19 protein-coding genes are annotated in these 21,753 nt (G+C 54.5%); 10 read left to right on the top strand and 9 right to left on the bottom strand.

Features of this window, described 5'->3' with window-relative positions; genetic code table 11:
- Positions 1-26: 26 nt before the first annotated feature.
- The 7 genes from DFO56_RS05485 to DFO56_RS05455 are packed head-to-tail and all read right to left on the bottom strand — an operon-like array spanning position 27 to position 11,438.
- A complete protein-coding gene (locus tag DFO56_RS05485) occupies positions 27-2,228 on the bottom strand; it encodes a glycoside hydrolase family 2 protein (protein WP_114413836.1) in 2,202 nt (733 codons plus the stop codon).
- Positions 2,225-4,930, bottom strand: coding sequence for a response regulator (locus tag DFO56_RS05480; RefSeq protein ID WP_045508465.1), 2,706 nt, complete (start codon positions 4,928-4,930; stop codon positions 2,225-2,227). Before DFO56_RS05480 ends, DFO56_RS05485 begins: the two co-directional genes overlap by 4 nt.
- The gene (locus DFO56_RS05475) at positions 4,927-5,364 is read right to left on the bottom strand and encodes a globin (RefSeq protein WP_016496113.1); all 438 of its coding nucleotides are present in this window, start codon (positions 5,362-5,364) and stop codon (positions 4,927-4,929) included. Before DFO56_RS05475 ends, DFO56_RS05480 begins: the two co-directional genes overlap by 4 nt.
- A complete protein-coding gene (locus DFO56_RS05470; protein WP_045508463.1) occupies positions 5,361-6,767 on the bottom strand; it encodes a DUF3131 domain-containing protein in 1,407 nt (468 codons plus the stop codon). Before DFO56_RS05470 ends, DFO56_RS05475 begins: the two co-directional genes overlap by 4 nt.
- Positions 6,752-8,299: a DUF3131 domain-containing protein gene (locus DFO56_RS05465; RefSeq protein ID WP_045508460.1), complete on the bottom strand. Its 1,548-nt coding sequence runs from the start codon at positions 8,297-8,299 to the stop codon at positions 6,752-6,754. Before DFO56_RS05465 ends, DFO56_RS05470 begins: the two co-directional genes overlap by 16 nt.
- Entirely contained in the window at positions 8,296-9,627 is a 1,332-nt protein-coding gene (locus DFO56_RS05460; RefSeq protein WP_045508458.1) for a DUF3131 domain-containing protein, read from the bottom strand. Before DFO56_RS05460 ends, DFO56_RS05465 begins: the two co-directional genes overlap by 4 nt.
- Entirely contained in the window at positions 9,624-11,438 is a 1,815-nt protein-coding gene (locus tag DFO56_RS05455; protein WP_045508456.1) for a glycosyltransferase, read from the bottom strand. The genes DFO56_RS05460 and DFO56_RS05455 overlap by 4 nt, the downstream gene beginning before the upstream one ends.
- 293 nt (positions 11,439-11,731) lie before the next feature.
- Here DFO56_RS05455 and opgC point away from each other — a divergent pair, with 293 nt between their 5' ends.
- The 5 genes from opgC to DFO56_RS05430 are packed head-to-tail and all read left to right on the top strand — an operon-like array spanning position 11,732 to position 15,836.
- Positions 11,732-12,952 carry an OpgC domain-containing protein gene (gene opgC, locus DFO56_RS05450; protein ID WP_045508454.1) on the top strand — a complete coding sequence of 407 codons (1,221 nt, stop codon included), beginning with the start codon at positions 11,732-11,734 and terminating at the stop codon, positions 12,950-12,952.
- Positions 12,953-12,963: 11 nt separating this feature from the next.
- A complete protein-coding gene (locus DFO56_RS05445) occupies positions 12,964-13,863 on the top strand; it encodes a hypothetical protein (protein ID WP_045508452.1) in 900 nt (299 codons plus the stop codon).
- An 11-nt stretch (positions 13,864-13,874) separates the two neighbouring features.
- Positions 13,875-15,089 (top strand): PP2C family protein-serine/threonine phosphatase, encoded by a 1,215-nt coding sequence (locus tag DFO56_RS05440; protein WP_045508449.1) that lies wholly within the window; start codon positions 13,875-13,877, stop codon positions 15,087-15,089.
- Positions 15,079-15,417, top strand: a complete 339-nt coding sequence (locus tag DFO56_RS05435; protein WP_016496105.1) for an STAS domain-containing protein — start codon at positions 15,079-15,081, stop codon at positions 15,415-15,417. Before DFO56_RS05440 ends, DFO56_RS05435 begins: the two co-directional genes overlap by 11 nt.
- Positions 15,418-15,419: 2 nt before the next feature.
- Entirely contained in the window at positions 15,420-15,836 is a 417-nt protein-coding gene (locus DFO56_RS05430) for an ATP-binding protein (protein WP_233500376.1), read from the top strand.
- A 4-nt stretch (positions 15,837-15,840) separates the two neighbouring features.
- Here the strand turns inward: DFO56_RS05430 and tehA are convergent, their stop codons facing one another.
- Positions 15,841-16,803, bottom strand: coding sequence for a dicarboxylate transporter/tellurite-resistance protein TehA (gene tehA / locus DFO56_RS05425; protein ID WP_045508445.1), 963 nt, complete (start codon positions 16,801-16,803; stop codon positions 15,841-15,843).
- A gap of 224 nt (positions 16,804-17,027) precedes the next feature.
- Between tehA and yahO the strand changes: the two genes are divergently transcribed.
- The 5 genes from yahO to DFO56_RS05400 all read left to right on the top strand — a co-directional run bounded on the left by yahO (position 17,028) and on the right by DFO56_RS05400 (position 20,451).
- The gene (yahO, locus tag DFO56_RS05420; RefSeq protein WP_017456766.1) at positions 17,028-17,303 is read left to right on the top strand and encodes a DUF1471 family periplasmic protein YahO; all 276 of its coding nucleotides are present in this window, start codon (positions 17,028-17,030) and stop codon (positions 17,301-17,303) included.
- 182 nt (positions 17,304-17,485) lie between these two features.
- Complete coding sequence (locus DFO56_RS05415) at positions 17,486-17,872, top strand: hypothetical protein (RefSeq protein WP_045508443.1); 387 nt, start codon at positions 17,486-17,488, stop codon at positions 17,870-17,872.
- Positions 17,873-18,112: 240 nt separating this feature from the next.
- Positions 18,113-18,553, top strand: coding sequence for a hypothetical protein (locus DFO56_RS05410; protein ID WP_045508441.1), 441 nt, complete (start codon positions 18,113-18,115; stop codon positions 18,551-18,553).
- Positions 18,554-18,567: 14 nt separating this feature from the next.
- Positions 18,568-19,119 (top strand): RNA polymerase sigma factor, encoded by a 552-nt coding sequence (locus tag DFO56_RS05405; RefSeq protein ID WP_045508634.1) that lies wholly within the window; start codon positions 18,568-18,570, stop codon positions 19,117-19,119.
- A gap of 162 nt (positions 19,120-19,281) precedes the next feature.
- Positions 19,282-20,451 (top strand): hypothetical protein, encoded by a 1,170-nt coding sequence (locus tag DFO56_RS05400; RefSeq protein WP_045508440.1) that lies wholly within the window; start codon positions 19,282-19,284, stop codon positions 20,449-20,451.
- Here the strand turns inward: DFO56_RS05400 and DFO56_RS05395 are convergent.
- Complete coding sequence (locus DFO56_RS05395) at positions 20,448-21,746, bottom strand: glycoside hydrolase family 10 protein (protein ID WP_045508438.1); 1,299 nt, start codon at positions 21,744-21,746, stop codon at positions 20,448-20,450. The genes DFO56_RS05400 and DFO56_RS05395 overlap by 4 nt on opposite strands.
- Positions 21,747-21,753: the final 7 nt, after the last annotated feature.

Here is a 21,753-nt window from a genome sequence, read left to right as displayed (position 1 = left end):
CATGCTAGCCTGGCGCGTTATATAGGTCAGTTTGTGGCCTCACCGACCTCCGTTTGCCAGGCGTTTTCCGCCACTTTTTTTCCTGTTGCATCGAAGATGTGATAAGTCACCGTCAGCACGCCGGTACTGTCAGGCGTCACCGTCAGATCGGCGATTTTCACGCCGCTATCCACCGCCAGCGTCTGCTGTTTTTGCCCGGTCAAAAGCGGGCGGTCGCGCTGTGTCACTTGCCATTTCAGCGTGCAATCTTCGCAGGGGGTATAGGTATCATTTACCGCCCACAGACGTAGCGTTGCGGGTTTTCCGCGCTGCCACTGCGCGCTGACCGGTTCAATGGAGGGTAACAACGGCTGATAGGCTTTTTGCAGTGCGTAATACCCGGCTTTCGGATGGCGTAAATAATCCACCACGCCCCAGTTTATCGACGGCCAGGTTTCGACAAACATGAACTGGAACAGGGCAGTCACAGGCTGATAGCGTTGACGACGATAGCTTTCCGCCGCCATCGCGACAAGCTGCGCCTGGTATTGCTGGGTATTTTCAATAAACGTTTGCAAATCCTCGCCGCGCGGGATATTGGCAAATTTAAAGGTCTGAAACGGCTGGAAGTTATGGTATTTCCACTTCACCCAGCCAGGATCGTCCGCCGCCGTGGTTGCAGGCCACAGTAGAGAAGCGGGAATAATGGTTTTCAGTGTGGCAAGGCGCGGCAGCGCCTGCGCGCCAAACTCGGTGATAATGCCGGTTTTCGCCGGGGCGAGCAGATCGCGCATCACGCCGAAATACCAGCCTTGCCAGTAGTGCTCTTCGACGGCGGAAAAAGGATGTACGATCCGCGAATTATCTTCGGCCAGCGTGTCTGCCACGCGCGCGGTCAGCGTTTGGTTCAGATCTTTATGCCAGTCGGGAAAGCGTTTTTCCATCCAGGGGGAGTTCCACGGCGGTTCGTTATGCCCGCCCCAGACGATGATGGACGGCGAATTGCCAAACTGCGCGACCATCTCGCGGGTTTGTCGCGCGGCGTTATCGGCAAAGGCCGCGCTGTCGTCATATCCCCATTGCAGCGGCACATCCTGCCAGAGCATCAGCCCCAGTTCGTCGGCAACCTGGTAAAGCGGGCGGTTGGCTACATGACCATGCACGCGAATAGCGTTGGCGTTCATTGCCAGCACCATGCGCAGATCGCGCCGATATTTCTCCGCGTCCATGGTGCTCAACCACGGCGAACCGATGTAGTTGGTTCCTTTGATAAACAGGCGCTTTTCATTAATAAGCCAGCCACGGTTATCCGCTTGTTCTTCTACCTTACGCAGCCCGGTTCGGCTTTTAGCGCTATCCATTACGCCGCGATCGTCCGCGAGGGTGACGCGCACCTGGTAGAGATTCGGTTTACCCAGACTGGCGGGCCACCAGAGCTTTGCGCCTGCCATGGGCAGCGTCACCGTCATCGTTGCGGTTTCCCCGCCGGTGGCATTCAGGGTCACAGCCTGTTCAAGGCGGAATGCACGACCGTTGAAATTCGCGGGTTCGGCAAGCAGCTTCAGCGTTGCGGGCCCGCGGTTGCGCGACCGGTAGCGGATCTCTGCGCGTAAGGCAGGGTTCGCCAGGCCGTTTTGCCAGTCCGGGCGCAGAATAATCTCGTCGATCACGGCGCCCCGGCTCAGGTGCAGACGCACCGGCGACCAGATGCCGCCAGAGTTGGCATCCTGACCGTGCGGTGACCAGGCGCCACCGGGGCGGGTGTCGTGCTGATTTAGCACGCCTTTGATCAGCTTTTTGTGCAGCGGCCAGAGCGTTTTCGGATCTTCATATGGGCTGTCGACGCGCACCGCCAGGCGATTATGGCGACGTACTGTGTCGGTAATATCGACGGCAAAACGCTGGAAGTACCCTTCGTGCCGCGCCAGGTGCTGGCCGTTGAGCGAGACATCGGCATAGTAATCCACTCCGTCAAACACCAGTGTTGCCAGCGTATCCGGGGCAAGAGCGGGCAGGGTGAAGTCGTGTCGATACCACATTGCCCCCTGGTGATCGTACCCGGCTGAATACCAGTTGGCCGGAACCGTTAATTTTCGCCAGTCGCCGACAGGTGCGCGAATGCCGTCAAATTCAGCCTGATTGGCATCATGCACACGCCATTGCCCCGCCAGCGACCAGCTCACCGGCGTCGGATGCGCCTGGGTGAAGGCTGACAAAAACAATAAGCACGTGACGGTGTAACGTTTCATGATGAGGCCTCCCGCGTTTGTAACCAGTTGAGCGCGTGCTGGCGCTCATGTTGCAGTGGCGCAAGCAGGCGCGCCAGTTCCGCGTCGCTAAGGCTTTGCGACTGGCTTTCCAGTTGTTGGAGAACCTGGCTCAGGCTCCGGAAATCAAGCGCGATGGCTTCTCCGCGCAACTTATGGGCACTGCGGCGCACGGTTTCACGATCGCCGGAGCGTACCGCCTGTTCAATGGCGTCGCTGAGCTCCATCAGGCCTTCCCTGAAAATGGTCATAAGTTCGTTCAGTAGCGCCCTGTCGCCGCCCAGTTGTTCAAGCAGGGCGCTTTCGTTGGGCATTCCCGCTGCCATTTGCGCTGCGGCGTGGGGCGAGGGAGTTCCCACTACGCGGGTCAGTTCCGCATTCAATGCTTCACGCGTGACGGGTTTGGCGATATAACCATCAAAACCCAGTTCGAAGCAGCGTGCTTTGTCGCCCTGCATGGCATGGGCGGTCATGGCGATCACCCGCTGTGGCGGCACACCGCGCCGGGCTTCTTCTTCTCGCAGCAGACGAATAGCCGTTTCACCGTCCATGCCCGGCATTTGCAGATCCATCAGAATCACATCCCAACGGCTGGCCTGCCAGTGCTCAAGCGCGGCCTGGCCATCGGCGACGATTTCGCAGCGATGCCCAAGTTGCTCAAGCAGCCGGTAGGCCAGCTTTTGGTTGACGAGGTTATCTTCTGCCAGCAGAACATGCAGGCTCTGCTGCAGTGTTGGCGGCGCAGCGGCGGGTTCTGCAGCCGGGCTGACCGTGGGCGCGGGCGTGGGTACGCTGACCGGCAACAACAGGGAGGCGATGGCCTGTTGCAACTCGCTGTGATCGACCGGTTTATGCAGATAGTGCGCAATGCCAATGCGCTTGAGCATATTCCTGTCGAAATGACGATTCATGGAACTGAGCATAATAATGCGGCTCTGGCTGGCTTCCGGTAGCACCGAGAGTTCCAGCGCCAGTGAGATGCCGTCCATATCCGGCATTTGCGCATCCAGCAGGATCAGCGGAAACGGCGGCATTTGCGCCGCCAGCGCCAGCGCTTCCAGCGGTTTGTTGATACAGACCGGCGTCAGCCCCATGGCGGTCAGTTTGGCCTCCAGCAAGCGTAAGTTGGTGGCGTTATCATCGACGACCAGCACCCGTTCACCGTGAAACTGGTGCGCTTCTGTCGTTGTCATTTCGCTCACGGGCAAGTTTGCCAGCGGCAGGGTGAAGGCGAACTCACTCCCAACGCCCGGCGTACTGGTCACCGTTAAATTTCCCCCCATCATCGCCACCAGCCGCGCGGAGATGGTCAGCCCCAGCCCGGTGCCGCCATAGCGGCGTGTGGTGGAGCTGTCCGCCTGGCTGAACGCTTCGAAAATCAGTTGCTGTTTATCCGGGGGGATACCAATGCCGCTATCGCGCACCCGAAACCGCCACTGGGAGCCGTTGCCGGCGGGTTCAATTCCGAGCAATACCTCACCGTGGTGGGTAAATTTCAGCGCGTTGCTGATGAGATTGGTCAGGATCTGGCGCAGTCGCACGCTATCGCCTCGCACCACCTCTGGCAAACGCGGGTCAATATCGACCAGCAGTTCCACCCCTTTTTCGCTGGCGGCAGGCATATGCGGGCGGATCAGCGACTGGATAAACGGGCGTATCTCCAGCGCCTCGTCATGAATCAGGATCTTCCCGGCTTCGATTTTCGAGAAGTCGAGAATGTCATTGATAATATGCAATAAAGATTGCGCCGAGCTCATCACCAGCGTCAGGTATTCGCGCTGTTCGGCGCTCAGCGGGGTTTCAAGGCACAGTTGCGTCATGCCGAGAATACCGTTCATTGGCGTGCGGATTTCATGGCTCATATTGGCGAGAAACGCGCTTTTGGCTTCGTTCGCTTGTCTGGCGACATGGGCCGCTTCAATGGCGAGCAGCTCTGCTTCTTTGCGGCGGTTGATATCCTGCAATGTGCCAATCACGCGCTCCATTGCGCCGCTCAAATTCAGGGTGGTAACCTGGCCGGAGAGCAGCATCCAGCGCCACTGATCCTGCTTATAACGGACACGGATTTCGCATTCAAACACCGGAAAATGGTGCGCGCGGGAGCGCAGCACGGTGCGGATCAGGTGAAAGCGATCCGCCGGATGCACCAGCCCAAGCATGGCGTTGACATTATGGTGCCAACTGTCGCGCGGTTGCCCCACCAGGCTTAACAGCGTATCGCTGAGCTGGAGGATATCCGGCGAGACTTGCCAGTCCCAGATCCCGATATGAATCGACTCCGCGGCCAGCAAAAAGTCAGCGTGCAGATCCTGGCGTGCGCGCTGCGCCATATCGAGGTGTGAAATGTCCGTATGCAGGCTGATGATGCCGCCATCGGGTAAACGCTGATGTTGAACAAACAGGCGTCGTTCTCCTTGATGACGTACCTCGTAGTGACTTTCCAGCCGACAGTTGCGGATTACCGACTCTTTTAGCGCCTGTCGCCGGGCAGGATCGGTATTGAAGGCGGTATCGATAAACTGGCTGGCTAACGCTTCCAGCGTGACACCGGGTTGCAGGCGGGTGGCCAGCGACGGGTAAAACTGGCCGATTTTGTCATTCCACGCCACCAGCCGTTCTTGCGCGTCATACAACATCACCGCAATCGGTAGCGCGTTGAGGTCGAAGCGCGAGGCGGCGGTCATGATTGCGCTCCCGCCTGGTAGTGCAGCTCCGCCTGACGGCGAAGATATTCCAGTCCAGGCGCTATCGCCATAGCCCAGGCGGTAAGGATCTCTTCATCGCACAGGGGATCGCGCTGGCGCACGGTATCAAGCATGGCTTGCCGCCAGAGGGCGAAAAAGCGGGGCGGCAGGTGCAAGCCGCTGTCGCTCTGGTCGCGGGCAAGTTTTTCCAGAAAATCGGGCACGAAGAGGGAGCCATCCACCGCCAGCATGGCAAAAAAGCTCTTAAATATAAGCTGGCGGCCTTGCTCGGCGTTACCGAGCAAAAAGTGGCGTTCGGTTTCCGGTGACATGCGCACAAAGGCGTCATAAAAAGCATTGAAAAAGGGCTTTTTGTCATCCTGCGGGAACACGCGGCCCAGACTGGCTTCAAAAAGATCGCGGTAAAATTTCATTTTTTCATCTCCACCCGGCGCTCGCCGGGTAAGCAGAGTCCCGGCGCGCTGAAAACATCAGTCGCCTGCAGGTTGAAATAGCTGCCGTTATCGATTAATCCATTGCGGAATAGTGGGCCGCCGTGTGCCTTATAAAACAAGCTTTCCAGCACCATGGCGTTAGTCGACAAGGTGATCGTTCGGTTAAAGTCGCCTGTGGCTTCTACCCGGCCTTCAAACCAGCCGCGCTGTGCATCGTTCATCCGCCGGCTGACATTCATTAGCGCATCGGTAAAGGGGGTGTCCCACAGCACCCAAAGGGCGAAAACCGCTTTGGTGGAAACCTGCGCCAGACGCGGATAGTATTTCCCGTCGGCACCCAGTGTGTTCCAGGCGTAACCATTGCCCCACACCGTGTCGTCAACATGCCACGGAGCCTGGCCAAGCGCGAAGTCGGCCCTGGCGGTAAGCACTTTCTCTTTTTCCCACCGCGTTTGTTGGGTGAGCCACACCTGTTTGGCCCGCTCACGTAACGCCTTGCGGGTGGCGCGCTCTACGCCCGGCGGTTGCCAGCCGAACTCCAGCCCTGGCAGCATGTAAGGCAGTGTGGAGATGAGCGAGGGTTGCCAGGTGGTGCGCGGGTCGCGGGCATCCACTTCCAGCGCCCGCTGGTGGATGATCACGTTGCGTGCGGGCGGCACGAAAGCCTGGTCTGGCGCAAAACCCCATAAACGAAAGGCGGTGGCCGCGTATTCGCTTTCGCCGAGCCGCAGCTCCTCGCGGATCACCGGTTTGCCATTCTCAATGGAGGAGGACCAGAGTTCGCCGTGGGGATCGATAACCGGGCAGAAGTTCCAGCGCAGAACGATTTTATCCAGATACTCCTGGTATTGCGGCGCCCATTCGCTGACGAGGCGTAAGGCCAGCATCAGGCGCGCCATATCCCGCGCCGACCAGCCGTTTCGCTGCGTCTGACCGCTAAAATCCACCAGCGAGGCGTTTGGCGTGGCGTAGAGGCGGCCCGGTGTGCGGGTATCGGTCAGCGCGAGGCGGTTCAGCGTGCCGAGCAGTTGCGTCAGCCGATGATCGAACTCATCTTCTTTCAAAAGCCCCAGTTCTCTGGCGGCCAGCAGGGCAATTAGCGTGTCGCCCATCTGCCAGAGCGTGGCGCGGGGCTGTTTATCGCTGCCGTTGACCAGCCCGGTTTGCGGCTGGGTATTGTTAACGAAGTAGCGCCACGCTGTTTGCGCCCACTGGCGCTCCTCCGGGGTCAGGGCACTGATTCGGGCGCTGGTGTTCCAGCCGCCTTTGCTCAGCCAGCGCCAGCCTGCGCCGCCATCTTTAACAAGGGCGAGCAACGCCAGCGCAACCAGCAAGAAACCGAGCAGCGCGGCCAGGGCTTTGCGGCTCACTGTTTTAAGCATGACGCCGCCACCGGGGGTAATTTCACCGGCTCGTCCGCATTACAGGACGCGCACTGGCATGCCTGACAACTGGATTTTGTGCGCAGGGCCGTGCCGGTCCGCTCACACCAGCTTTTCACGGCGGACGTCGGGTTCAGGAACGGGCGGTTGCGCCGGGTATTGTTTTCCTCAAACAGATCGACCAGTTTTTTCTCCCACAGCGAGGGGGCGAAATTCTTGTCTTTCGGATTGTCGGTATTAAAGCGCAGCAGCTTGCCGCTCTTTTTAAACATCAGGGCTTCAAGCATGATGCCGTTGTTGTTGGCGGTGAACTCTTTAATCGGCCCGCTGCCGTTCTCATACAGCCCTTCGTAGTAGCCTTTGCCCTCTTCGTTGGCGTTTTCGATAACGCTTAATAACCGATCGGTGTAGGGCGAATTCCACAGCACCCACATGCCCAGCGCGGCTTTTAGCGATACGGCGGCGGTTTCCGGCACGTACTGGCCTTTGTCGGTAATGGTGTTCCAGTTGAAGCCGTCACTGAACACCGTGTCGTAAACAAAGTAAGGCGCTTTATCCAGTTGATGCTCGGAGCGGGCTGTCAGCATGCCGGTAATGGTGTAGCGGTTCTCCTGCGCTTGATACACGCGATCAGCGAAGTTTTTCATCCACGGATGTGAATAGTGGTTTTTGGTGTTACTGCGATCGTCGGCGGTATCAAAGCCCATCTCCAGGCCATACAGCAGATAAGATTCTGTCACCACGTAGTTATGCTGAAAGGTTCGGCGCGAGTCGCGCGAGTCATACGGCACCAGCACGCAGTAGATCTCCGCCAGATCGTACGGTTGCGGGCGGCTGGCCTGGCAGGTATTAAAACCCCAAAGCTGGTAACCCGCCGAGGCGTACTCTTCATACCCCAGGCGTCCCTCCTGAACATATTTCGGCTGGCCGTTCTCCAGATACGCGCCATACAGCGTGCCGCAACCGTCGACCACATGGCTGAAATCCCAGCGCAGAACGACGTTATCAATACTGTTGCCATACTCCGGATAACGTTCTTTGATAATTTTCATCCACAGCAGCATGCGGCCAATATCCAGCGCGGAGAAGCCAATCTCGCCGGGTTTGTTCAGGTAGTCCACTTTCTGCGCGTTGATGGTGTTGTAGACCTTGTTGGGCAGCTCATTGCGAAACAACTGGATGGTATTGAGGGTGGCGAGGAATTTGATTAACCGCCGGTCAAACTCGGCTTTATCAATAATGCCCAGTTCACGCGCCGCCGTCAGCGCGGCCAGATAGGAGGCGCTGTCCCACATGGTGGTGGAGGGGTATTTATTAACCGCGTTCACCAACCCGGTGGTGGGCTGATAGTTTGCGACAAAGTATTGCCAGGCGTTTTTCGCAATCTTCATCTCCTGTGCCGTCAACGTGCCGCTGCGCACCGGATAGTCGGACGCGGGCAACCCCGGCGCGGCCTGGGCGCTGGTCATTACCAGCCCGAGAGCCACAATGCCAGCCCACCGGCGAAAAAGCGTCAAACAAATCAACTTCATGGCGTGGCTCCTGCTGCTGGGGTTGGACGGGCGGTGGTGTTCATACAGCTCAGGCACAGCATCTGGCCGTGCGCGATAAACGAAAGGCTTTCAAGCACGATGGCGTTGGTGTCGGCGTCAATAACGTTATTCACACTGGCGTTGAGGTTAAGCCCCTGCTGCCAGCCTTTACCCGGAACCTGCAACGTCAATACCTGTTCGCGCAGGGCTTCACTCCAGGTGTTACGAAACAGGGCGTACCACGCAAACGCCGAGCGGGTGGAGGTGATAGCGCGCTGCTCTGGCGGGGCGTTGCTGACGCTGGTCTGGTTGTCCGGCTGGCGGTTTGGCTGCTCGGTTACATATTCGGGCGCGGGCTCGGCATAATCGGTGCTGATGGGTGGTTTACGAACCTGCAAGCTGTGGCGGCGCTGCTGAATTTGCATAATGCGCCAGGCGATCTCCGCGCTTTGCGCGTCAAAACCGGTCTCCAGTCCGGTGAGTAAATAGGGCAGGCTCACCAGCGACGGCTGGCGTCCCCACGGTGTGCGCAGCCCTTCGTCGGGCACCATAACGCCGTCGATATCAATCATCGCCTGGCCTTCCGGCGGATTGGTGACGGCTAACCCCGCATCGTTGTCAATAAGACGCAGCGTGTGGCTGGCGTACAGGCGGTAACCAAAGCTGTTACGCGGTTCATCTGTCGCCAGTGTCCAGTGATGTACCGGCAGTGAGGCGCGGGTGGTTTCGCCGCGTTCAATCAGCGCGCCAGTCTGCCACTGATTAAACAGATCGCGGATTTCCGCCGCGTGCTGCGGGTAGTGCCAAAGCAGGGTTTGCAGCGCCGTCAGCAAGCGTCCCATGCCGATGGCGGAACTCTCCGCCTTGCCGAGGATTTTCAGTGTATCGGCGTGGTAATAACTGGCGGGTATTCCCTGCGCATTAAGGGGTAACTGACCGAGGCTGAACAGCGCGGCAGTGATGCGCTCGTCAAACTCTCCGGTGGTGATAATGTCCAGACGCTGTGCGGCCATGGCAGCGAAGAGATAGCTGCCGGTGCTCCATAAGCTGAACCACGGTTCGGCGTCGCGGGCGTTAGCCAGGCCGTTTGGTTGGGTGTTATTGACATAATATTGCCAGGCGACCCGCGCCCAGATCGCTTCGTTAAAGGTTAAGTCGCGCGTGGTGGGCAACGGCGGAAACGCTTTGCTCAGCGCCAGACCTGACGTGCTCTCTACGCGGGTAGGCATCTGGCGTTCCACCCAAACGACGATGGCAAAGCCCAACAGGAAACCGAGCAGGATGGTGATATAACTGCGGGCGTTCAGCAGCGCATCGCGCATTCTCATGGCGTTGGCTCCTCATCGGGCGGCGTCCACATCGCCGCGAGGATCAGCGGCAGCATGGCGGCAATATTCACCGCACCCCAGAAAATGTTGATCACGTAACCTGAAGGGTCATCCACCTGGCCGCGTGCCACCTGAATCCCGCCCCATAGCAGGCCAAGCAGTGTCAGCACCACAATGGCGATTTGCGGCTTCACAAGGTAGAGAAACCGCCCGGCCTGGCGCTCTTTAGGCGTGACGTGGAATTTGATCTGCTCCCCACGCAGAACAGTATCGAGGGCGCGTAAATTCATTGAGAAAAAAGAGAGATAGGATGCCCGTCCATCCCAGGCGGAAATACCCCATGTCCCAAACATGAACGCCAGCTCCGAAACAATAAAAAACGGTAAGAAATGCAGATAAAACGGCGTGGACCATGCAGAGACGGGGGGGATGCCGGTAAACAGATAAATAATGGGCGAAATCAGGAATACGGTATTCCAGATACAGGCGAGATAAGACCAGAACGTGGTGGCGTACATCAGCGTCTGAGGCAGCGACAACTTGAAGCGGCGGCGGGAAAAAATGTTGTCGTGAAACAGAATATCCAGCGAACCAGCGGCATATTTAAAGCGCTGGATCATCCAGGTCAGCATATCCTGCGGTGAGAGCATTTTGGATTCGATACGCGGATGCATGACTGAACGCCAGCGATGTGCATCGTCGCCATGCAGGACAATGGAGGTATAAATATCTTCCGAAACGTGGAATTTGTACGGCGTCAGTTCGGTGTCGTAAATCACATGCGGGCGCATCGCTTCCTGAAGCGCTGCACGCATGGCCGGATCGCGAATATCACGGGTATGACGGTCGATTTCGGCATCGACGTTCCACACGTAGCTGCGCAATGCCGCCTGCATCACCGCTTCGCGGCGATGAATTGACGCTGCACCGCAGCAAAACGCGGCATTTGCCCAGTTGCGGCGGCGCAAAATGACATCATAAAACATGCGCGGATCGTTGAAAAACGGGTCGCGGCCAAGGGTGACCGGGCCACAAATTTTTTCCAGCGTCCAGCCGAGCGCATACCCGGCTTTGCCAGTCCGGCGTGCGAGCCAACGCGGCAGCCGTTCGCCTTCCGGCAGATCGTAAAACCATTGGGGGGTTTGCACCCAGGCGACATCCGGATCGCGAAAATAGCCCAGCGTATGGCTGAGCAAGGTGGGAAAGACGCGGGTATCGGCATCGCAAATCACAATAAAGTCGCCGTCGGTCTGCTCCAGTCCGTTGCGCAGGTTTCCGGCTTTGTAGCCCATATTGTTCTGCCGGGTGATGTAATTGACGCCTTCTTCATCGCAGACAGCTTTCATCTCAGCGCGCCGCCCGTCATCCAGCACATGAATGCGGTAATCGAGCGGGCAAGGGTAGGTGACGTTAAGCGCGTCGCGAATCGATAAGCGCACCAGCTCGACATCTTCGGAATAGGTGGCAATAAACAGATCCACCTTGATTGGCCTGGAATCAATGGCTTCTTCTGCGCCATGACAATCGTTGATATCTGCCGGTGGATTTTGCGCCGGTACATCCTTTTCCTGCCACAGGTTAATGGTAAATAACGCGGTACCAATCCATGCCAACGTCTCTGCCAGCACAAGGGGAATGGCGTACCACAGCGCATCCATATTCAGCGATTCCATCCAGCGCCAGCGAATATAATTTGCCCCCAGAATCAGCGCCGCCACAGCCAATATTTGCCATGCCTTTTTTACCCATCCGGGAGTGCAAAGGGGTTCTGGCGGGCGACGCGCTTCAAATCTGGAAAAATAAAAACCCATAGTCGCAGATATCCTGATCTGTTAATCATTCGCAAATGAATAATATGCGTCGTGAAGATAAATCTGAGTTGCTTTTAATAGCCTGTGGGAAATGCTTTTAAAGTCATTGTAGAACCCCATCGGTAACTTTCAAGAATGACTACAATTGCCTTTAAGTAACGTCTGATTAACTGGAGTTTCTGTTTAAGGATATATTTTATAATCTGGCGAAGCGGATTCATTTTGCCGGTCAGAGTGTACTACGCTATGTAAATATTAACTTCGCAACCTCTTTTCAGGGCAACGTTTACGAGATGGAAATAAGCCAGTCTGCGCCTGTCGCTATAGCGAAAAACCGTGAAAAAACAACGTGGCGTTATGTATTAGCCGACCGTCGCGATCTACGTATTGATATGATGCGCGGTGTGGCGCTGGTGATGATGGTGGTGGCGCATACGGAAGTGATGTCGGTTTTTAATATTTTTACGTGGGAGCGATTTGGTCTGACAACCGGCGCGGAAGGCTTTGTCATTCTTTCCGGATTTATGCTCGGTATGCTCAATCGCGTGCGTCTGCAAAAAGCGGTGTTATTAACGATTTCCTGGGGATTATGGCGACGCGCATGGAAAATATATCAGGTTAATATCATCATCATAGTTTCTATTCTATTACTCTCGCATCTGCATTTTATAAATAACTTTGAAGTTACCCATTTTACCGATCGTTACTCAGGTACGCATTGGTCATTATTTCCGACCAGCCCGCAAATTCGTGAAACCTGGTTTAATATCATCCTCTATTTGCAAATTGGTCCGCATCAAACCCAGATTCTGGGATTATATATTTTCCTGCTGTTAATAAGCCCATTATTTCTGGGACTACTGCGTAACGGAAAAGTAGTCTGGCTATTGCTGCTCTCGCTGGCGGTTTATTGTTGCTGGCAAGTGTGGCCGATGCGCGTCACGGTCTCCGAGTTTGAATTCGCCTTTCCGCTGATGGCCTGGCAACTGATCTTTGTGCTCGGCATGTGTTGCGGCTGGTACAAAGAGGAACTGCTTTCGCTCGCGCAAACGCCAGCGGGAAAAGCTGTGGTCGCGGCACTGGTGGTGGTGGCGATAGTGCTGGGATTTGTGGCGCAAAACCATACCAATCCCTTTATCCCACCGGCGTTATTGTTGCAGGTGATCCCGCCCGCCGATTTTAATGCCTTTTACCACACCTGGGCGGCAAAAAACGGGCTTGGCCCGGTGCGGGTGGTCAATGACATCGCCCTGATGGTGACCGTTTATCTGGTGCTGACCCGTTGCTGGACGCCGGTTTACCGTGCCACGGGCTGGTTTTTTATCCCGCTGGGGCAGCACTCGCTCTACACCTTCATTTTGCATGTGTACGTAGTGCTGGTGGTCAGCCAGTTTGTCACCTTCGATTTATGGCGCCAGGCATGGCTGACCAACACGCTGATCCATGCGCTGGCGCTGGGCGCGTTATGGCTGATGGCAAAATATAACGTCGCCGGACGCTGGATACCCAATTGAGGGAACACGATATGCGGGAAAAAATAGGGCTGGTGGTCGTCCTGTGCGGTAGTCTTGCGCCAGCGTATGCCGCCGAGCATAGCCAGGACGCGGGTCAGCAGGAGAGAGCCGCCGAGCAGATCCCGGCGGGGGGCATTAACAGCCGCTGGGGGCGTCTGTTCGCCGGGAATAAAGATAAATTTTCTGCGGCGTTGAGCTTTAACTCAGGGCTGAAACAGCAGTGGGTAACGATACCGAACAATTCGGAATCGGCCTCGCAAACCAAAAAAATAAACCAGACGCTCAATCTGAGCCTGCAATATTCCCCTTACAGTTTCTGGTTCGCGAACGTCATCACCCGCATGCCGGTCAGGGATACCAGCCGCTATACCACCGATTTTCGCTACAGCTTCGGCTATGACGACTGGCACCCGAACACCGTTAGCCTGGTTTACAGTAACTACGGCGATAACCATTTCTGGACAACTGGCAGTAAACGGCACACCTATTTTGAGCAGGGGGCGTTTACGCTGGCGTATAAGTTCTCGTTGCCAAAACCTGTTGAAAATAAGCTTTTAATTAATAAAGGCGATGCGCTGACCTGCCAGCTCGGTTATAGCTGGGTGCCGCGCTACTACGACGCGCAAAGCGACAGCGTGAAAGCCAATAAAAACGTCATGCTTGGCGGCTGCGGCTACACCCTTAAACAGCACTTTTTCGTACGCGCAACTGCGTTCTGGTTCCCTGATAGCAGCCAGCAGCAGCCGTGGAACGGCGATTATAGCTACAGCTTTGGCTACGCCACCTATGCGCCTGGCTCGCTCTCTATTCAGTACAGCAACTACGCCGGTACGCGTTTTCCCGGTCATAAAAATGGCAATGCACGATTCCGGGAAGGCACGGTGAGCCTTATCTGGTTGTTACCGCTTTAGGAGCCATGAGGATGGAGCAAAAAAGGGTACTGATTGTCGATGATTCGCGGGTTTATCGCCGTTTGCTGGTTAATCTGCTTTCACAGTGGGGCTACCAGGTAAGTGAAGCGGAGAACGGTGAAGAGGCGCTGGCGATGATGGCGCGAACGCCCGTCAGTATGGTGATCAGCGACTGGGAGATGCCGGTGATGGATGGCCTGGCGCTGTGCCGCGCCATTCGAAACATTGAGTATGGTCACTATGTGTATCTTATTTTGCTGACGGCGCGCGAGAGCGCGGATGACATTACCGAAGGCTTTGACGCAGGCGTGGATGATTTTCTCAGTAAGCCGGTCAACCAGAGCGAGCTTCAGGCGCGTTTACATGCCGGGGCGCGCATTCTGGCGCTGGAAGCAAGCCTTGCCGCGCACAATACACGTTTAAGCGAGGCATTAAACCAGATAGAGCAGGATTTACTGGTGGCCGCGCGGTTGCAGCGTTCGGTATTACCCGCGCATCAACTGCGCTATGAACACTATTTTGCTGACTGGCTGTTTCTGCCTTCTGCCTGGGTCTCCGGCGATATCTTTAATGTGTTCCCGCTCGATGACCATCTTGGGTTTTATTTTGTTGATGTCGCCGGGCATGGCGTTGGTGCGGCGATGATGTCGCTGGCGGTTGCCCGGCAGTTTCTGCAGGGCCGCGTGGTGGAACGTTTTCTGTTTAATGAACATGGCGAGGTGGCGTCACCCGCGAAGGTCGTGCAGATGCTGAATGCGCGTTTTTGCAGTGAAGATACGGAGATAGTCAGCTATTTCACAATGGTTTATGGCGTTATTAACCTGCGAGATGGCAGCGGGACGTTGTGCCAGGCCGGGCATCCCACGCCGTTTATCGTCTCGCCTGACGGGCAAGTCCGCCAGACGGGTAATGGCGGGCCCCCGGTCGGGTTACTGCCGGATATGCAGTGGGAAGACACTGCATTTAGTCTGCATAACGGCGAGCGGTTGTGCCTGTTCAGCGATGGCATTACCGAGTGTGAAGGACCAGGCGATGAGCAGTTTGGTGAATTACGCTTACAACATTGGTTACAGCAGCAGACCGGCAAGCCCATTGAGGCGCTGCTGCCGTTATTCGGCGAGCATTTGACGCGCTGGCGTAATCATGACGGTGGGAGTGAAAGAACCATGACGGATGATGTTTCGTTGTTAATTATCGAGCGCGGAGGGGATGGGCATGAATATTGAGATCGAACGGTTGCCGCAGGCCATCATTATGACGCCGGTTGTCAGACGTCTGGATGCGTCGGTGGCGGCGACATTCAGGGAGATGCTCTCACGTGAAATGGCAAATGAGCAGAAAGCGTTAATCATCGATTTTAGCCGCGTCGACTTTATCGACAGTAGCTGTCTGGGCACGCTGGTGTCGTTACTGAAAATGATGAATGGCAAAGGTGAAATGCTGGTTTGCGCCCTCAAGCCCGGTATCCGCAATATGTTCACTCTGACGCGTATGGACAGGGTGTTTCGTATCTGCGAAGACCGCGATGCCGCCTGCGCCGCGCTTGCCAGGTAAACATGATGCGTGAGGCGATTACCCTTGAGGCTACGTTGGGCGCATTAGCTCCGCTGGCGGAGTGGTTGCAGCGCAACATGGCGGCGCTGCCCGTTGATGATGCGTGGCGCTTTGCGCTCGATCTTGCCGTTTGCGAAGCGGCGACCAATGTTATTCGCCATGCGTTAAACGAAGACAGCCACCGCGAATTTTCTGTGACATTCAGTTGCCACAACGATGCTGTGCAGGTCGAGTTGACAGATGATGGTATCGCCCTTTCGCCAGACAGCCTGAACAAAGCACGGCGCAAAATTGGCAGCGACGAGGAGCAGGATCTGGAAAGTGGCAGGGGGATAATGCTGATGTTGCTTAGCGTGGATAACGTGAGCGTTGAGCGGGAGGGTGGCTGTAACAAAACCACCCTCGTAAAGCGCCTGTGATGCGTTAGCTGTGCGCCGTGCGGATCAGTAATTTACCCTGCAGTAACAGCGCGAAGGTTTTCACCATCAACAGCGCGATCACCAGGTTAGCCGCGATAAACAGCGGGAATGATATCCAGTACAGTGCGCCACCCGGCGTGCCGTGTCCCAGACGAATCGAGGTGGTTGCCAGCGACGCCACGCCGAATGAAAAGCTCCAGAACGACGGGTTAAACGGCTGCGAACTGTACCAGGGGATCAGTCTTATCATGAACAACATCTGTAACAGGCCATAACCGAATAACAGTTTGGCGAACACATCGGCCTGCCCGCCGTTGACGCTCAGCCAGGCGCTACAGGCCACGAATGCAGGCGCCATCTGAATGCCAAGCGATGTACGCACCGCGGGCGACATTTCATCAAGGTTGCGCATCCGGCTGAGAATAGCTGGCTCAAGACTCAGCCAGGAGAAGAGCCCGGCGCCGAGAAACAACATCCCGACATCGTTAAAACCAAACGCGCCACAGGCCATCGCGCTGATAAAATTATTGGCAACCGTGGGCAGATAAAGCCCCGGTGTCGTTGCTTCTTTCGGGTGTTGACCGCGCCATAACCCGGCGGTTTGCCAGGCGGAGTAGGTGAGCTGCGCCACAACTGCAATAAGAAACAGCCCCAGTGCCAGCGTGTGCAGCCACGGCGCAAGGCCAATGGCGACCAGCATCGAGGTTGCCGGTGCCAGGCTGACAAAACTGCTTTTCAGCGGATGGGAGATCTCTTCCAGCACGCTCGCGCCGTGGCGAAACATTCGGCTAATAAATGCCAGCATCAACAGCGCCCAGATGACCATCGCCAGAATGATTAAGCCATCCGCAGGCAATAGCGTGACCGGCCAGATAGTGGCGGCGAAACGCCAGGAAAAGCCCAGCCCGATAATGCCAAGCACGATGCCAAAGTAGCCCGCCGGCAGGTTGAGGTGTGAATCTTTCATCACCAGACTCCTGAAATGTGTAAACCCTGAAGTAAGACGCGCGCCATTATATATGACATTTCATATGCACGTTTCACTTTTTATTCAGCTTAATATGTTGATTAAATAACCGATTAATTAATGACATTGAATTATTGTTGGCTTGGTCTACCGTTAAAGAGTAAATGATCGACTGTGCTTTTCTGTTATTTACAGCCATCTCAAATCAATCCGGAGAATGCCTGATGAACAAAAAAAGTTTAGTGATTATTAGCGCGTTAACATTACTGGCGAGTAATGCCTGGGCCGCCAAATTAATGGAAAAAGCAGAATTTGATAAAGTTTCTTCTCAATATGAAAAGGTTGGCGAGATTGCCACATCCGACGAAATGTCACCCATGGATGCCCGCCATGCGCTGAGCAAACTGGCAGATGAAAAGGGCGGCGATGTGTATGTCGTCACCTCCGATCAAACAAGGAAAAAAATTCACGCAACGGCTGACGTTTACAAGAAAAAATAAAATACCAAAGCCTCCCGCGCGGGAGGTTTTTATTTGCGAAACAGCCTGGTCTGAATATATCGAATATCGCGTCAGTTAGGTTTTAAATTAATTGTTCTTTTTAACGAAATATATTGGTGCGCAGGGTAAATATACCTGCGCATCTTTTTTTGTTTTTCTACCGCAGTAATAGAGGAGTGTGTATGGGCGTCATCTCACGAATGACGATGCGTGTCTTTGCCATCGTATTATTTCTCTCTGCCAGCTCTGGCGTGTTTGCAGGTCAGTTAATCCTCAAAAATAGCTCGTCATCGCCGATTACCTGTACGGTTGACGGCTGGACCCGCGCGTCTGGCGGCAGCTTTGACTGGTTTATTAAAGTTGAACCGGGGCAGAGTTTTTATGTCGGGCAAAATACCAGCCGCCCAAATCCGCCGATCATTAACTGGGCGAACTGTAATAACCTGCAAACCCGCGCCATGACGCTGACGCCGAAAGGGCCGAACTTCGGGATTATATTCGTCGACATGTTGCGTCAGGGACTTATCGGGGATATCGAACAGCCGGTATTCATGTTGAGGATCTTCTGAGGCTGCCTGTATCCCGCCCGCTTCCGGTGCCGCGTCTTAACCTGAGTACTTTCCGAAACATGACGTCAAGGATCCCCATTGGTTTGCGGTTGAGATAAAATAAATTATTATTTTTCAATAGTTTGCGTGCTTATTGCGCTGCGGCGGAATTTATTTGCATTTCCCTGGCAATATTTTTACCGCTCATCCGTCTACTTCATCACAAGCAATTATTCACTAACCTGATGGAGTAGAAAAAAGATGAGAGATTTTGATATGCATGAGCACAGACACGGACACCGTCACGGCTTTGGTCGGCACCGCATGATCAAACCGCTGATTATTGGCGTGGTGGTATTCATCGCGTTAGGGCTGCTAGTGATGTCGTTGTGGAACGCGCTGCTACCGGCCATTCTTGGCGTGAAAAGCATTGGTTTCTGGCAGGCGCTGGGGCTGTTAGTGCTGAGCCGCATTCTGTTTGGCGGGCTGGGATTCCACGGGGGAATGTTTGGTATGGCGCGTCGGCGTATGCATGAACGCTGGATGCAAATGACGCCGGAGCAGCGTGAAGCTTTTATCCAGCAGCGCCGCGAAGGGTTTGGTCGTCGCGATCGCTGCGGCTGGCGTGGACGCTGGGATGAAAGGGCAGATGACCGCCATCAGCCTGACGATAGCAGCGCCAAAAAACCGGACGCTGAGTGAGCACGGTGAAAACCATGGACGGCGAGTCTTTGCTGGTTAACGCGCTGAATGCCTGTCGCTCACGCCTGAAAGCGTTTATTCGTGGGCGCACGGCAGTGCGCGATGACGCCGACGACATTTTGCAGGAAGTGACTTACCAGCTGATGAATGTGGAACACCCGGTGGAAAATGTTGCCGCCTGGTTGTTTCGCGCCGCGCGCAATGAAATGACTGACAGAGCGCGTAAAAAACGTGAGCTGCCATTGTCCGGTTTTTTCAACGGCGATGATGATGAAGGCGATTTTGCGGAAGATGAGCTGGCGGAAACGCTGTTTGGCGTGCCGCAAACGCCGGAAGAGGAGTATCTGCGCGAACTGTTATGGCAAGAGCTTGAAAGCGCGCTGGCGGAGCTTCCACCCGCCCAGCGCGAGGTGTTCGAAAAGACCGAGCTTGAAGGTTTGAGTTATAAGGTGCTGGTGGAGGAGACGGGCGTCAGTATGCAGGCGCTGTTATCCCGTAAGCACAAAGCGGTGCGCTATCTGCGCAGCAGGCTGCGCAGTGTTTATGATGAATTAGTTGCAGAGTGAATAACGACGCAGAACAAACAAATAGTGACTAGAGGTTTTTAATAGCGCTCTGTTAACCAAGAATAGAAATAATTTAGTAGGTAAGGATTGTTTTTGCTTTCGAATAATGAGTATTATTGAGAACTTTCTCTAGAAAACATGTTTCTGGTAAGGATAACAGACATGCTTAGATATATTAAAGAATTCGCGTATCTTTTCAAAGACAGCAGAAAGGTTATTAATGTTGATGTTTTTGAATGGGATTTGAAGAATATTACATTAAAAAAATTACCTCATCATGCGAAATGGGATGATTTTGCGATACCGCATCCGCAACTCGAATTTACCCTATGGCAATTGGCTCACGCGGTAGTAAAAACAGACTTCCTTATTCAACGCAATTATAGCTTTCATAGCCTGGGACTTATTTTGTCTGCTCATGAACTGATTAAACTGGCAAAAAATGATAATCTGAGGCTCGTTGATGACATTGATACAGTTGTCAATGATGTGACATTAACAAGCCTAATAGGTCGGCTAGGGCAAGGTATATCTTTACTGCTAAGTAACAGATTAGGTTACGTTTTCGTCGGACATCTGGCTTCCGATGTTAAGGTGAGGGCTCATATCGCTGCTTTGCCTGATTCTAAGAAGAGAGTGAAAATAGCGGATTTTTTATTTGAGAACAGTAAGAAAGAAAGAGTTATTTTTGAATCTAAAAGCTCCTACGCGTTGCAGATTAACGACCCTTCTGAGATTAAATCGTCGTTAAAACATGCTTTAGATAAGCAGGTAGATCCCTGGCTGAACAGCCCCACAACTAATATCAATAATGGTTATGCGATGCATTCAGCCCTACGTGGTGAAAAGCAGCCCGTTAACAGCGCTATCATTTATGTCGATCCACCAGGGAGAAATATAGGTTACGAAATTGAGCTTTCAGCCGAATGGGTAAAAGTTAGAAATTATGCAGCATGGTTCAAGTTCGCTAATCTTTTCGCGCTTGCTGATAAATTAATGAACGGTGGCGAAAGCGATTTTAAACAATATTCTTTCAGAGTTGAGCGGTTTTTTGGGGGGGAGTTTGTTATATTAAACAGACATGAAAATAAATATGAGCTGGCAATCATTGTGGGCATTGATTTGCAGTTAATGCGGGCAATTGAGAAATATTTTGCGGGTGAAAAAAACGATTTCATCAACTATGCCGGAATAGATAGTTATCAGAGATTCATGGAGAGCATTGCATATCAAGCATTTAATTACAGCGTGTTCCCCGACGGTACGCTAATTGGAGAATCTGAGTGCGAGAACCCCCGGGGAAACTATCAAAAATTTTTCCTTCCTGCTTAACCACCCCAGCGGCTCTTCAAATAATTCACTGCCTGCTGAGTTTGCGGCTGTTCCAGATAACTTTCGCGGAACAAAATCGTGCCGTTAATCTGCGGCAGCGATTCGTTTAAATCGAGCTGTTTTTTCAGCTCAGGCACGCCGCCGTTGACTGTCCAGTCGGGCTCATTCTTCGAATATTCCCCCACCTTATACAGCGCCACGCCGATGTAGAGGCGTGTTTTTGTCGGTTTCACGACATCCGCCCACCATTTTGCCAGCACATCGTAACGCGCCGCATCGCGCGCGAATGGCCAGTAGATTTGCGGGGCAATGTAATCCAGTAACCCTTGTTGCACCCAGCGGCGCGTGTCGGCGAACGATTCGTCATACGCCGCGGCACCACGCGTATCGGAACCGGCGGCGTCAAATGAGCGGTTACGCCAGACTCCCGCCGGGCTCACGCCGAATTCGACATTGGGATTGAGTTGTCGGATGGTGCGTGAAACCTGCTCAATCAACTGCTGCGTATTGTTGCGCCGCCAGTCTGCTTTTGAACTGAACGCCTGGCCATATTGCCGGTAAGTCTGGCTGTCATTCAGCGCAGAACTCGGGGTTTCAGAGTAGAAGTAGTCGTCAAACTGAACGCCATCGACCGGGTAGTGTGCCACCACTTCTGCCACGATGCTGGTTATCCAGTCGCGCACTTCCGGAATGCCGGGATCGAGCACAAAACGGTCGCCTGCCGTGCGGATCCAGTCACGATGCAGCACGAAAATGCTGGCCGGATGCAGGGATAAGGTACGGATGAGTTCCGCGGTGGTCGACGGTTTGGTATTAACCGAAACGCGGTAGGGGTTAAACCAGGCGTGCACTTTCATGCCGCGCTTGTGCGCTTCATCGAGAATAAACTGCAGCGGATCGTAACCCGGATCCTGCCCAATCGTGCCGGTCAGCATATCTGACCATGGTAAAATCTTTGACGGCCATAGCGCGGTGCCGTCGGGTTTGACCTGGAAAAAGACGGTATTGATGCCAAGGCTTTTTAGCTTATCCAGCTTGTTTCTCAGCGCCTCTTGCTGCTGGCTAATGCGCAACGCAGCACTCATATTGACCGAATTTACCGGCGGCCAGTCAAGACGCGACACGGTCGCCAGCCAGATACCGCGTACGGGTTGTGTATTTTTTGCAGGCGTTGTTGCGAGTGGTTGTTTGGCCACCGGCGGCAACGGTGTGACGAGTGATTTCGGCGCTTTCGAGGCGCAACTGGCGAGTAAAAGCGCAGTGGCAATAAGCACGCCTGACTTTTGTAGTGACATCTGAAAA

Source organism: Kosakonia sp. AG348 (assembly GCF_003337365.1).
Classification (GTDB): domain Bacteria; phylum Pseudomonadota; class Gammaproteobacteria; order Enterobacterales; family Enterobacteriaceae; genus Kosakonia.
Note: the sequence above shows the minus strand (reverse complement) of the source record. Positions and strands in the feature narration are given on the sequence as shown.